This window comes from Desulfovibrio sp. X2 (genome assembly GCF_000422205.1).
GTDB lineage: Bacteria > Desulfobacterota > Desulfovibrionia > Desulfovibrionales > Desulfovibrionaceae > Alkalidesulfovibrio.
On record NZ_ATHV01000064.1, the window covers coordinates 292,652 to 305,083 of the forward strand.

The following is a 12,432-nucleotide window of genomic DNA, read 5'->3' on the forward strand; positions in this document are numbered from 1 at the left end:
GGCCGCCCTCTCCGCCGGGCTTGCGCGCCGCGCCGCATCACGGTAACAGGAGCGCTCCCGTTTCACGCGCCGCAGCGCTGCCGGGCCCCCGGGCCGGACGCTTCCGGCGCATCGAACCAATCGCGACCCATCGGAGCCACCATGCAGCTCTACAATACGCTCACCCGCAGCAAGGAAGCCTTCACCCCGGCGCAGCCCGGCCGTGTCGGCATGTACGTCTGCGGCATCACGGCCTACGACTTCTGCCACATCGGCCACGCCCGCTCGTCCGTGGTCTTCGACGTGCTCGTGCGCTACCTGCGCCGCACCGGGCTCGACGTGACCTTCGTGCGCAACTTCACGGACATCGACGACAAGATCATCAAGCGCGCCAACGAGGAGGGCTCCACCTCCGAGGAAGTGGCCGAGCGCAACATCCGCTATTTCTACGAGGACATGGACCGGCTGAACATCCTGCGCGCGGACATCGAGCCGCGCTGCACGGAGCACGTGCCGGAGATGATCTCGCTCACCGGGCGCCTCATCGAGAAGGGCCACGCCTACCCCACCCCCTCGGGCGACGTGTACTTCCGCGTGCGTTCCTTCAAGGACTACGGCAAGCTCTCGGGCCGCGACGTCGAGGAGCTGGAGGCCGGGGCGCGCATCGCTCCGGGCGAGGAGAAGGAAGACCCGCTGGACTTCGCCCTGTGGAAGGCCGCCAAGCCCGGCGAGCCCTCCTGGGACAGCCCCTGGGGCAAGGGACGGCCCGGCTGGCACATCGAGTGCTCGGCCATGAGCGAGAAGCACCTGCACCTGCCGCTCGACATCCACGGCGGCGGCCAGGACCTCATCTTCCCGCACCACGAGAACGAGGTGGCCCAGACCGAGGCCGCGCTCGGCAAGCCGTTCTCCCGCTTCTGGGTGCACAACGGCTTCGTGCAGATCAACCACGAGAAGATGTCCAAGTCGCTCGGCAACTTCTTCACCATCCGCGAGATCCTGGCCAAGTTCCTGCCCGAGGTCCTGCGCTTCTTCCTCCTGACCATGCACTACAGAAGCCCGCTGGACTTCTCGGACGAGGCCATGGAGGAGGCGGAAAAGGGGCTTCGCCGCATCTACGCCGGACTGGAGCAGGTGCGGGCGGCCGTGGCCGCGCCCGTGGAGTGGAAGAAGGGGCCGCTGCCCAAGGAGATCGTCGAGGAGCTCGACGCCGTCGCCGCCAAGTGGACCGAGGCCATGGAGGACGACCTGAACACGGCCGCGGCCATCGGCCACGTCTTCGGCCTGGTGCGCCTCGCGGGCCGCGTGCTGGAGAACAAGGGCTGGCGGAAGCTCGAGGGCGGCAAGGCCTTCTTCGAGAAGGCGCTCGGCCTGATGGAAGGCTGGGGCGAAGTGCTCGGCCTCTTCGGCCGGGAGCCCGCCGAATTCCTCGCCGAGCTCCGCGCGAGCCGCGCCGCGCGCAAGGGCATCGACCCCGACAAGGTGATCGCCCTGCTCGCCGAGCGCGCCGCTGCCCGCACGAACAAGGATTTCGCCCGCTCGGACGGCGTACGCGACGAGCTCGCCGCCATGGGCGTCGAAGTCAAGGACACGCCCCAGGGACAGACCTGGGACGTGGCGTAGCCACCCGGACCATTTTGCGCGCACGGGCCGGACGCCTCGCACAGGCGTCCGGTCCGGCCCGCCGCCCGCCTGACCACGCCGTTTCGCAACGATTCACCAGGGCCCTTCCCTCCCCCTCGGGCCCGTCCGGCAGCACATGAAGATCGAAACCACTCCCCTGCTTCTGCGTCGCCTCATCCAGACCGTCTTTCTCGGGCTCAGCGTCCTCGTCTGGGTAGAGCTCTACCGTTTCTGCCTCTGGGCCGTGGGGCTCGGCACCCCGGCCGCGCGGCCCTCGGCCCAGGAGGCCTTCCTGCCCATCAGCGCGCTATTGGGCCTCAAGCGCCTCGTGCTCACCGGCCGGTACGACCCGGTGCATCCGGCCGGGCTCACCTTCCTCATCGCGGCCCTGCTCACGGCCTTCCTGCTGCGCCGGGGATTCTGCGCCTTCGTCTGCCCGCTGGGGCTGCTCTCGGATCTCTGTTCCGCGCTCGGCAGGAAGCTCGGGCTGGAACGCCGCGTGCCGCGCCGCCTGGACAAGACCCTGCGCGGCCTCAAGTTCATCTTCCTCGCGCTCTGCCTGTCCCTCTTCCTGCTCGTGGGCGGGAGCAACATGCAGGGCTTCATGATGAGCCCCTTCAACATCACGGCGGACGCGCACCTGCTGCTCTTCTTCCTCTCACCCTCGGGCACGGTGCTCACGGTCGCGGCGGCCCTGGCCGCCGTCTCGCTCGTGGCGCGCAACGCCTGGTGCCGCTGGCTCTGCCCCTACGGCGCGCTGCTCGGCCTCGCGGCCGTTCTCGGCCCCACGCGCGTGCGCCGCGAGGACGACGCCTGCACCCGCTGCGGCCGCTGCGAACGCGCCTGCCCCTCCGCCATCCGCATCCGCGAGAAGGCGGAGATGAAGGGGCCGGAGTGCTTCGGCTGCGCGCAGTGCGTGGGCGCATGCCCGGAAAAGGGCGCCATCGCCCTGCGCGCGGCGGGCAGGCCCATCCCCTGGCGCATGGCCGGGGCTGCCGTGTGCGTGGTGCTGGTGGGATTCTGCGTGGTCGCGGCCCTCTCCGGGCACTGGACCACCAGGCTTCCCGCGGTCATGCTCAAGGCCTTCTACGCCAGGGCGTTCATGGGGGCGTAGGGCCCGCAGGCACGTCGTTCACGGCTTCGTCCCCGGCTTCGGCCCCGGCCCCGGCCGCAGGCCTCAGATGTCCTCGTCGAAGAAGAGCTTCCAGGCCGACTTGTAGGCCACGATCTCGCGCACTTCGGGCGGCAGGCCGGCCATGAAGTGCCGCTCGTTGGCGGCCTTCTCCGGCAGGTCGTCCATGCGGTCGCCGCCGATGTCGAAGGCGGCCACGAAGTGCCAGGGGTAGGCCGAGACGAGGTCCACCCATTCCTTCTTCACCCCTCCGTTCTCGCGGTCCCAGACGTGGGCCTGGTGCTCGCCGCTCACGGGATACTTGGCGTCCGGCGTGCCGAAGGCGAGGTCGAAGTAGATGTTCGGGTGGTTCTCGATGAGCTTGCGCACGAACTGCGGACCGTAGTCCCTCGCCCTGTCCGAGAAGCGGATCTGGGCCAGATGGCACCAGATGACCTTGGCCCCCGGGTAGGCGGAAAGCATCTTCTCCAGGGGCGGCAGGAGCTGGTCCTCGATCTCGTAGTGGATCTGGAACGACAGCCCCGTGCGCTCGGAAAAGGCGAACAATGTCTTGCCCGCGGGCGAGTCAATGGGGATGTTCACGTCGCGGAACATCTCGCCGCGCTTGTACTCCCGGGGCGAGGGGTAGTGGCGGAACTCGAACTCCCCGAGCAGCGGATAGCCGTCCTCCACCGCCTTTTTCATGGTCACGTCCAGGAAGCGCTCCGGCTCCTCGGTCCAGGCGGGATAGATGCCTGCCGTGGTCACGGGCAGATAGCGCCAGGGATCGGCCGCCACCAGTCGCCGCACGTCGTCGCTCCAGAGGGTGCCGTGCTTCTCGTACTCCTTCTTGCCGATCTGCGGCGAGAAGGCCACCAGGGCCACGCCGTTGTCGTCCATCTGCCGCGCGAAGCGCGGCATGTCGAGCTTCTTCGGCGTGTAGCTCGACTCCACGTCTATGATCGGCACCTGGCCCGAGGCCTTGATGGCCGCGATGCGCTTGCGCCACATGGCCTTGAGCGCGGAGATGTCGAAGGGCACGGGGGCCAGCGGCGCGTCGTCCAGCCCCACGTCTCCGGGCAGCGGCCCGAACTCCTGCCCGGATGCGGCGTGCGGCGCGCAAAGCGCGGCGGAAAACGCGAAGACGACGAGGAAGACGACGGGGAAGGCGGCCGAAACGCGGCGGGAAACGGACCTGGCGGAACGTGCGGGCTGCATCGCTGGCGATCCTTTGCCGCGAGAAGCGGCGCTTGGAGGACGATTCCCCTTCCCTAGCGGAAGCCGGGACAGGCCGCAATCGGAGCGTGATCGGCCTGAGAGGTCAGGCGCCGCAGCTGCGGCCGAGCAGCTCCATGTAGTCGAGCTCCATTGCCACCATCTCGGAATCCCCTTTGCGCAGCCACTCGGAGAGCCAGGCGAAGCGGGAGGCGAGGATGGCCGCGGGAAGGAGCGGACGCAGGCTCGCGGGCAGGAGTCCCTCGGCGGCCAGGCGGCGCAGCATGGCCGCGCCCGCGCCGCGGCGGAAGGTGTCCGGATTCTCGATGCCCAGGCAGCCGAGCGTGTTGGCGATGTCGTAGAGCGCGTGGCGCAAGCCCGCGAATTCCCAGTCGATGACCGCGAGGATGCGGCCGCCGCGCCAGACGGCGTTTTGCGGGTGCAGGTCGCCGTGGCAGAGGACGCGCGGAAGCTCCGGCTCCTGGTCGAGGAAGGGCCGGACGGCAACGGCCAGGGCGGCCGCGCGGACGTGGATGTCCGGGGCATGGCGGCGCACGTCCGAAAGGAGCTTGTCCACGTACGCGGCCGGGGAGAATGCGCCCAGATCCTCCGGCATGGTCCCCATGTCCCCGGAAGCCGATGCCGCCTGCGCGGCCCGAGCGAGACGCGCAAGGACGTCCGCCAGCTCCTCGCCCGGCAGGTCCTGCGCGGTGTAGCCTGGCGCGTCCAGCGGCTCGCCCGCGACAAAGGGAGAGATCTGCCATAGCGCGCCCCCGTCTCCGTCGTCGCGCGCGACGTATCTGCCGCCGTTGAATCCGTCGGTGAATCCGGCTGTGAATCCGTCGGCGCACGGCCTGTAGGCGCAGGCCTGCGCAAGCCCGGCCGCCGCAAGCGCGGCCAGCAGGCGCCCTAGAGCCTCGCGCCGCGCGGCCTGCCCGGGCGCAATGCGCTCGAGCACCCACAGCCCCCCGCCCGCATCCTCCACCACGCGCCGCGCGATGCAGCGCTCCGGGCTGCCGGGGATGAAGAGGTCCGGCCGCTCGCGGCCGAACCCGAGATTCCAGGGGGCGAGAGGATCGTTCATGCGCGTCGTGCCCTTCCCGCGTCTTCATGCCTCGACACGAGGGCGGAGGAGTTCGCCGATCATGCAGGCGGCTCAAAAAGCGTCAGATGCAAGGCGCACAAAAAATCCGAGTCCGAAGCGTATCATGACATACGCGAGGGCTCGGATTTCTTGCAGCAACGCGGCAGACGGTGCTTCTTCAGCGGTCCGCGCCTAGCAGTCTTCCTTGGCGATGGTGCGCCGCAGCCACTCCTTGATCTCCTCGGTGGGCTCGAGGATGCCGCGCACCCGGCCGCGCTGCGTGTAGAAGCCTTCGAGGTACTTCTCGGGCACCTTCTTCTCGCACAGGGTCTCGCTGCCCCACTTGTTCATCTTCATGAGCACGGCCTTGGGCTCCGGGCCCCAGGTGTCGATGACGAAGTAGATGGAGTATTCGTCGGACAGGGTCACGGGACGGCGCAGGTCGTCGCGGTAGTTGTTGTTGCCCCATTCCAGGTAGCGCGTCACCGCGTCCTCCTGGATCATGTCCCATTCGACCTCGTCCAGCCATGCCTTGCAGTTGCCTTCGGCCATGCGACCCTCCTGTTTCTCGATGTGGCCCCACTTTACGCCAGATGCGGCCCCGGTATCAAGTCGCTCGCGGGGTTCAGCCTTCCTCGCCGGGGGCGTCGGACGTGCTTGACGGCATGTCGGACTCGCCCTTTCGGGCGTGCGCGGCCTTGGTCCGGGCCGCGGCCCTGTCCGTGGCGGCGCGGCCGGAGCCGAAGAGCGCGGCCTGGAAGTCCGAGAGGCGCTTCACGCCCTTCTTGCCCGAGCCCGGGTGCATGATGGGCCCGTAGCCGAGCCGCTTGGCCTGCTTGTAGCGGATCTCGTGGCCCTGGCAGGGGCGGATCTGCCCGTTCAGGTCCACCTCGCCCCAGAAGACCGCGCCCTCGGGCAGGGGCAGGTCATAGTGGGACGAGAGCACCGCGGCCACGAGGCCGAGGTCGAGCCCGGGCTCGGAGAGCGTGAGCCCGCCGCCGATCTTGGCGTAGATGTCCGACTGGCCGAAGTTGAGCTTCAGGTGCTTTTCCAGCACCGCGAGCAGCAGGTGCAGCCGGTTGGCCGGAAAGCCCATGGCCGCGCGGCGCGGGATGGAGAGGAAGGACTGTCCGGCCAGGGCCTGGACCTCCACGGCGAAGGGCTTCTGCCCGTCCATGGCCATGACCACGGCCGTGCCGGAGAGCGAGGCGTCGCGCGCGCCGAGGAAGAACGTCGAGGGGTCGGGCACCACGGCGAGCCCCTGCTCGCCCATGCTGAAGACGATGAGCTCGTCCGAGGGGCCGAAGCGGTTCTTGAGCACGCGCAGGATGCGGAAGACGTGGCGGCGGTCGCCCTCGAGATAGAGCACCGTGTCCACCATGTGCTCCATGAGCTTCGGCCCCGCGATCTGGCCGTCCTTGGTCACGTGGCCGACCAGCACCAGGGCCGTGTCGCCCTTCTTGGCCTCCTCCACCAGCTGCGCGGACACGGCGCGCACCTGCGAGACGCTGCCGGGCAGTCCGTCCGCGAGCGAGGAGGCCATGGTCTGCACCGAGTCGATGACCGCGAGCGCGGGCTTGTCCGCGCGCATGGCGGCCGCGGCCTCGTCCGCGCTGTTGGAGGCCAGCGCCAGGAGCGAGGGCGCGAGCGTGCCCAGGCGCTCCGCCCTGCCCTTCAGCTGCGGCAGGGACTCCTCGCCCGTGACGTAGAGCACGCGCTGGTCCTGGTCCGCGATGAGGCCGCAGAGCTGCAGCAGGAAGGTGGACTTGCCGATGCCCGGCTCACCGCCGAGCAGGATGGCCCCGCCCGGCACGAGCCCCTTGCCCAGGAAGCGGTCGAGCTCGGCCATGCCCGTGGGCCTGGCCGCGTGCGGCGAGGCGTCGAGCCCGGCCAGGGACTGCGCCTTGCCCGGGGCGAGCGGCGCGGCGCCCTTGCCCTTGGCGGGCGCGGCCACGACCTCCTCGGTCAGGCAGTTCCACTCCTTGCAGGTGGGGCACTGCCCGGCCCAGCGCGTGGACTGCGCCCCGCAGGACGTGCAGACGTAGATGGTGCGCGTCTTCATGAAGCCTCGACGGTTTTTCGGGGTCGGTCCCGGAAAGAGAAGACGGGCCTGCGGCCCGTCCTGATCGGCGACAAACCCCATTTCCTGGGCCGCTCAAAAAGCGCCGGATGCAAGGCGCAAGAGAAATTCAATCCCGACGCGTAGTCTTACCTACGCGAGGGGTTGAATTTTTCGCGGCAACGCAGCAGACGACGCTTTTTCAGCGGCCCAGGGTCAATTTTTGCCCTGGTCCTGCACGTCGATGACCTTGACCCCGTACTCGGCCACGTCCTTGGGCGGGTCGAAGAACACGGCCATGAAGGGCGTGCCCGCTCCGGTCTCGAGGTTGCTGTTGTTGTTCAGCACGCCCACCTCGTTGCCCAGGCCCGCCTCGATCTCGGCGCGCGAGAGCACCTGGAGCTGGAAATAGGAGAGGATGTTGCCGCACAGGAGCTGGCGCGAGGTCAGGGCCTTGCCCTTGGCGTCGAACAGCGTGACCTCGATCTTGACGAATTCCTTGGGCGTCTCGAACTGGTTCACGGCCTTGCCCTCGATGACGAAGAGCTGCCCGGCCTTCTCGTTGTTGACGTAGTACTGGCGGACGTTCTCGAGCACGATGTGCTTGACCTTGGAGACGGCCTCGCCCTGCTCCGCCGTGGCGGCGGTCTTGCCGCCGGTGAACCTGGCGAGCAGGCCGGAATACCAGAGCCCGGCGCCCGCGCCCGCGAGCAGCAGGAGCACCACGGCCAGGATCACGACGCGCTTGCGGCCGCCGCCCGCCCCGGCCTTCTTCTTGGCCTTGGCCGGCTTCTTGCCCGCGTCGCCGAAATCGAAGGAGAGGTCGTCGTCCCCGCCGGTCAGGCCGGAAAAGGCGTCGTCGCCGGAACGTCCGGAGGCCGAGGCCTCCTCGTCACCGGCGTTCAGGAGATCGTCCAGGTCCTCGTCGCCCGGCGCGTGGACGTGGAAGACCTGGGCGCACTGCGAGCAGCGCACCTTCGCCCCCTCCGCGGGGATCTTCTCGTCCGGGAGGTTGTACTTGGCGTTGCATTTGGGGCACTGGACGATCATTTCCTCACCTTGGTCCGCATGTCGGCCTGCACTCTGGCCCCCGCGTTCAGCTTCTGAAAACCACCTCGGCCACGTAGGGCAGCTCGCGGTACTGCTCCGCCCAGTCCAGACCGTAGCCCACTACGAAACCTTCATTCAGCGTAAAGCCGGGAAAGTCAACCGTGACCGGGACCTCGCGGCGTTCCCGCTTGTCGATCAGGGCGGCCAGGGCCAGGGACTTGGGACCCCGGTTGCCGAGCACGCCCATGAGGTATTCCATGGACCTGCCGCTGTCCACGATGTCCTCGACCACGAGCACGTGCTTGCCGTCCACGGGCACGTCCATGTCCTTGCGGAAGACCACGCGGCCGCTGCTGCACGTCCCCGTGCCGTAGCTGGCGAGCTGCAGGAAGTCCAGCTCCGGGGCGCAGGTCAGATGGCGCACGAGGTCCGCGAAGAAGGGGAAGGCGCCCTTGAGCACGCAGACGGCGACCAGGGGCTCCCCGGCGTAGCGGGCGCTGATCTCCGCGCCGAGCTCGGCCGTGCGCCTCGCTATCTGCTCGGCGGAGAGGACGGTCTTCAGGTCGTGGGGGTCGAGGGCCTCGCGCCCGCATGCGGGCCGCACGGGGCTCATGCGCCCGCCTCCGCGGGCTGCGGCGCCTCCACGCCCGTCTCGATGAGCATGGCGGTCTCGTCGCAGTCAGGGAACTTGGGACAGTTCAGGCAGTCGGTCCAGACCTTCTGCGGCAGGTCGTTCTTCTCCACCTGGCGGTAGCCCAGGCGGGTGAAGAAGGCGACCTCGTAGGTCAGGGCGAAGACGCGGCGCAGTCCGAGCTCGCGCGCCTCGTCCAGGCAGGCGGTGACCAGGGCGCGGCCGATGCCGTGGCCCCTGTGCGCCTCGGCCACGGCCAGGGAACGGATCTCGGCCAGGTCCTCCCAGCAGATGGACAGGGCGCAGCAGCCGAGGAGCTCGCCGTTCTCGTTCTCGGCCACGTAGAAGTCGCGCAGGGCGGCGTAGACGCTGCTGTAGGAGCGCGCCAGGAGCTGGCCCCGCTGCGCGCAGCCGTAGAGCAGCTTGTGGATGTACTTGACGTCGGCCATGCGGGCCTTGCGGACGGTCACGCTCACTTGGTCCCTCCGGCCATGGCGTCGTCCACGACCTTGCGCAGCACCTCGGGCTCCACGTAGCCCTCGTGGTCCATCACCTGGCGGCCGGTCTTGTCGTAGACCACGACGCGGGGAATGCCGCTGACGCGAAAGCCGGTGATCACGTCCTGGCTGCCGTGGTAGACGGCGTAGTTGAGCTTGCGCTGGGCCGTGAAGGCGGCCAGGGCCGAGGTGTCCTGATCCAGGGACACGGCCATGAGGTACATCTTGGACGCGGGCACGTCGCTGCGCAGCTTCATGAGGTTCGGGACCTCCATGACGCAGGGCGGGCACCACGTGGCCCAGAAGACGAGGACCACGACCTGCCCCTTGTGCTGGGACACGGTCGAGAGGACGCCGTTGTAGTCGATGGGCGTGAAGGGCCTGTCCGCGGAGACGCCCGCCTGGGCGGCGGAGACGTTGCCGGGGACGGCCGCGAAGGCCGCGGCGCAGAGAAGCGCGGCAAGGCAGCAAAGAGCGATGGTGCGTTTGAACATGTTTTCCTCGATAGCGGGAGTATCATGCCTTTCTACGGCATTCCCGAAACAATGACAAAGGCCGGGCGACGGACGTCCGGGCAAGTCACCCTAGACCGACTCCCTGGACAGCTCCTTGGCGAGACGCACGGCGGACACGGCGTCCGTGGAGCAGCCGTCCGCGCCGATGCTCTTGGCGAAGGCCTCGGTGACCACGGCCCCGCCGATCATGACGCGGGCGGAGACGCCCTCCTCGCGCACCAGGCGCACGGTGTCCTCCATGCGCACCATGGTCGTGGTCATGAGCGCCGAGAGCCCGATGAGCTTCGCGCCGTGCTCCTTGGCCGCGTCCACGATGGCGCGGGCGGGCACGTCCTTGCCCAGGTCGATGACCTCGAAGCCGTGGTTCTTGAGCATCAGGCAGACGATGTTCTTGCCGATGTCGTGGATGTCGCCCTCCACCGTGGCCATGACGATCCTCGGGCGCGCGGCCGCGGCCTGCTCCTTGGCGAGGAGCGGCTCGAGGCGCGCCATGGCCCGCTGCATGGTCTCCGCGGAGAGGAGCAGCTGGGGCAGGAAGTATTCCTTGCGCTCGTACTTGTCGCCCACCTCCATGATCCCGGGGATGAGCTCCTCGTTGACCAGGGCGAAGGGCGCGCGGCCCTTGGCGAGCTCGGCCTCCACGAGGTCCAGCACGGCGTCGCGCGCCCCGGCCACCACGGCGTCACGCGCCGTGGACACGGCCTTGGACGCGCCGCCCGAGCCGCCCGCGGCCGCGCCGCCCTCGCCGGGCTTCCAGCCGGCGTAGCCCGCGATGAAGTTCGCGGCCTGGGCGTCGCGCGCGAGCAGCACCTCGGCCGCGGCGTGCGCCTCGCGCAGGCGCGACGAGCTCGGGTTGGCGATGAACGAGGTGAGCCCGGCGGCCAGGCACATGGCCAGGAAGGTGGAGTTCACCAGCTCGCGCGCGGGCAGGCCGAAGGAGATGTTGGACAGCCCCATGGTCGTGGCCAGGCCGAGCCTCTCCGTGCAGTGGCGGACGGTCTCGAGGCAGGCCAGGGCGGACTCGGGCTTGGAGGAGACGGTCAGCACCAGGGCGTCCACCACGATCAGGCGGCGCGGGATGCCGAGCGCTTCGGCCTTCTCCACCAGCGCCTCGACGATGCGGATGCGGTCCGCCGCCGTGACCGGCAGCTTGCGCCCCTCGAGCGGCAGCAGGATGAAGGGCGCGCCGAGGCGCGCGCACAGCGGTCCCAGCTCCTCCATGCGTCCCGGCTCGCCGGAGATGGAGTTGAGCAGCGGGGAGCCCGGGTAGTCCCACAGGCACTCGGTCACGGCCTCGATCTTGGTCGAGTCCAGGCACAGGGGCAGCGGGAAGCGCGAGAGGAGCGTGCGCGAGAGCGCGGGCAGAAGCTCCTCCTCCTTGACCATGGGAGCGCCCACGTTGACGTCGAGCACGCCCGCGCCGAGCTCGATCTGCTCGTGGGCCAGCATCTGGGCGTAGGTGAAGTCCCCGGCCTGCAGCTCGGCGGTCAGGCGCTCCTTGCCCGTGGGGTTGATGCGCTCGCCGATGCACACGGCCGCGTGCCCCCGGCCGAGCGGCACGGAGCGGGCGCGCGAGGTGAGCACCGTGGCAGCCGGGCGGGCCGGGACGTTTGGCGTGTGGCCGAGCCCGGCAACGGCCCCGGCCAGGGCGCGGATGTGGTCCGGCGTGGTGCCGCAGCAGCCGCCCGTGATCTTCACGCCGGGCTCGGCCGCGAGCTCGGCCGTGCGGGCCGCGAACTCGTCCGGACCGAGGCGGAAGACGGTGCGGCCGTCAACCAGCTCGGGCAGTCCCGCGTTGGGCTGTACGTGCAGCGGAGTCTCCAGCCGCTCCTGCATGGCGCGCACGGTGGAAAGCATCTCCACCGGCCCGGCGGAGCAGTTCACGCCCACGACGTCCACGCCGAGGTTCTGCATGGTGTCCAGGAAGGTCAGCGGCGAGGAGCCGGTCAGGGAGGCCGCGCCCTCGAAGGTCATGGAGACGAGCACGGGCAGGTCGCAGACCGCGCGCGCGGCCACGACCACGGCCTTGGCCTCGGCGAGGTCGAAGTGCGTCTCGGCCTTGATCAGGTCGCAGCCGCCCGCGACCAGGCCGCGGATCTGAAGCGTGAAGATCTCCACCAGCTCGCGGAAGGAGAGCGGCCCGAGCGGGCGCACGAAGAGCCCCGTGGGGCCGACGCTGCCCGCCACGAAGACGCGGTCCCCGGCGACCTCGCGGGTCAGGGAGGCCATGCGGCGGTTGAAATCCGTGACGTCCACCCCGAGGCCGAGCTTGGGCCCGGTGCCGCCGAAGGTGTTCGTGGTCAGGATGCGGGCACCGGCAGCCAGGTAGTCGGCGTGGGCGCCCTTGATGACCTCGGGCTTCTCGAGGCCCCAGAGTTCCGGGGACATGCCCGCGGGCAGGCCGCGGGACATGAGCAGCGTTCCGTAGCCGCCGTCACAGACGAGGATCGATCCGTCCTTGAGGGCCGTTCTGAAATCGGGCACAGTGGATACTCCTGAAGATTTCGGCGGCCCGGCGCGGGCCGGGCACGCGCGCCAGTTGATGTACTGAAAAACATTGAAAGAGACAAATAAAAACTCTATATCTACAGATTCCACGAACAGCCGCAAGGCTCATCGGAGAAACGCATTGCGGGACGACGACCAAGACACGAAGACGCGGGCAGCC

The 12,432-nt window shown here is 69.2% G+C and carries 11 protein-coding genes; 2 read left to right on the forward strand and 9 right to left on the reverse strand.

The genetic code is table 11. The features are described 5' to 3' along the window. Positions 1-141 precede the first annotated feature (141 nt). Both cysS and DSX2_RS15465 read left to right on the forward strand, forming a co-directional pair. Positions 142-1,602, forward strand: a complete 1,461-nt coding sequence (cysS, locus tag DSX2_RS15460) for a cysteine--tRNA ligase (protein ID WP_020881934.1) — start codon at positions 142-144, stop codon at positions 1,600-1,602. Positions 1,603-1,738: 136 nt separating this feature from the next. Next, the gene (locus DSX2_RS15465) at positions 1,739-2,716 is read left to right on the forward strand and encodes a 4Fe-4S binding protein (RefSeq protein ID WP_020881935.1); all 978 of its coding nucleotides are present in this window, start codon (positions 1,739-1,741) and stop codon (positions 2,714-2,716) included. Positions 2,717-2,779: 63 nt separating this feature from the next. On the opposite strand, the gene DSX2_RS15470 is transcribed toward DSX2_RS15465, so the two are convergent. The 9 genes from DSX2_RS15470 to DSX2_RS15510 form a co-directional block, all read right to left on the reverse strand. After that, the gene (locus DSX2_RS15470; protein WP_020881936.1) at positions 2,780-3,931 is read right to left on the reverse strand and encodes an amidohydrolase family protein; all 1,152 of its coding nucleotides are present in this window, start codon (positions 3,929-3,931) and stop codon (positions 2,780-2,782) included. 103 nt (positions 3,932-4,034) lie between these two features. After that, positions 4,035-5,012, reverse strand: coding sequence for a phosphotransferase (locus DSX2_RS15475; protein WP_020881937.1), 978 nt, complete (start codon positions 5,010-5,012; stop codon positions 4,035-4,037). A 192-nt stretch (positions 5,013-5,204) separates the two neighbouring features. Further along, positions 5,205-5,564 (reverse strand): DVU0772 family protein, encoded by a 360-nt coding sequence (locus DSX2_RS15480; RefSeq protein ID WP_020881938.1) that lies wholly within the window; start codon positions 5,562-5,564, stop codon positions 5,205-5,207. A 73-nt stretch (positions 5,565-5,637) separates the two neighbouring features. Continuing rightward, on the reverse strand, positions 5,638-7,074 hold the full coding sequence (gene radA, locus DSX2_RS15485; protein WP_020881939.1) for a DNA repair protein RadA: 1,437 nt from the start codon (positions 7,072-7,074) through the stop codon (positions 5,638-5,640). A gap of 213 nt (positions 7,075-7,287) precedes the next feature. Continuing rightward, entirely contained in the window at positions 7,288-8,121 is an 834-nt protein-coding gene (locus DSX2_RS15490) for a DUF3426 domain-containing protein (RefSeq protein WP_020881940.1), read from the reverse strand. Between the two features lie 46 nt (positions 8,122-8,167). After that, positions 8,168-8,734, reverse strand: coding sequence for a hypoxanthine phosphoribosyltransferase (gene hpt / locus DSX2_RS15495; protein ID WP_020881941.1), 567 nt, complete (start codon positions 8,732-8,734; stop codon positions 8,168-8,170). Beyond that, complete coding sequence (locus DSX2_RS15500; protein WP_020881942.1) at positions 8,731-9,228, reverse strand: N-acetyltransferase; 498 nt, start codon at positions 9,226-9,228, stop codon at positions 8,731-8,733. Before DSX2_RS15500 ends, hpt begins: the two co-directional genes overlap by 4 nt. Continuing rightward, positions 9,225-9,743 carry a TlpA disulfide reductase family protein gene (locus tag DSX2_RS15505; protein WP_020881943.1) on the reverse strand — a complete coding sequence of 173 codons (519 nt, stop codon included), beginning with the start codon at positions 9,741-9,743 and terminating at the stop codon, positions 9,225-9,227. The genes DSX2_RS15500 and DSX2_RS15505 overlap by 4 nt, the downstream gene beginning before the upstream one ends. 90 nt (positions 9,744-9,833) lie before the next feature. After that, positions 9,834-12,248, reverse strand: a complete 2,415-nt coding sequence (locus DSX2_RS15510; protein WP_020881944.1) for a homocysteine S-methyltransferase family protein — start codon at positions 12,246-12,248, stop codon at positions 9,834-9,836. Between the last annotated feature and the right edge of the window lie 184 nt (positions 12,249-12,432).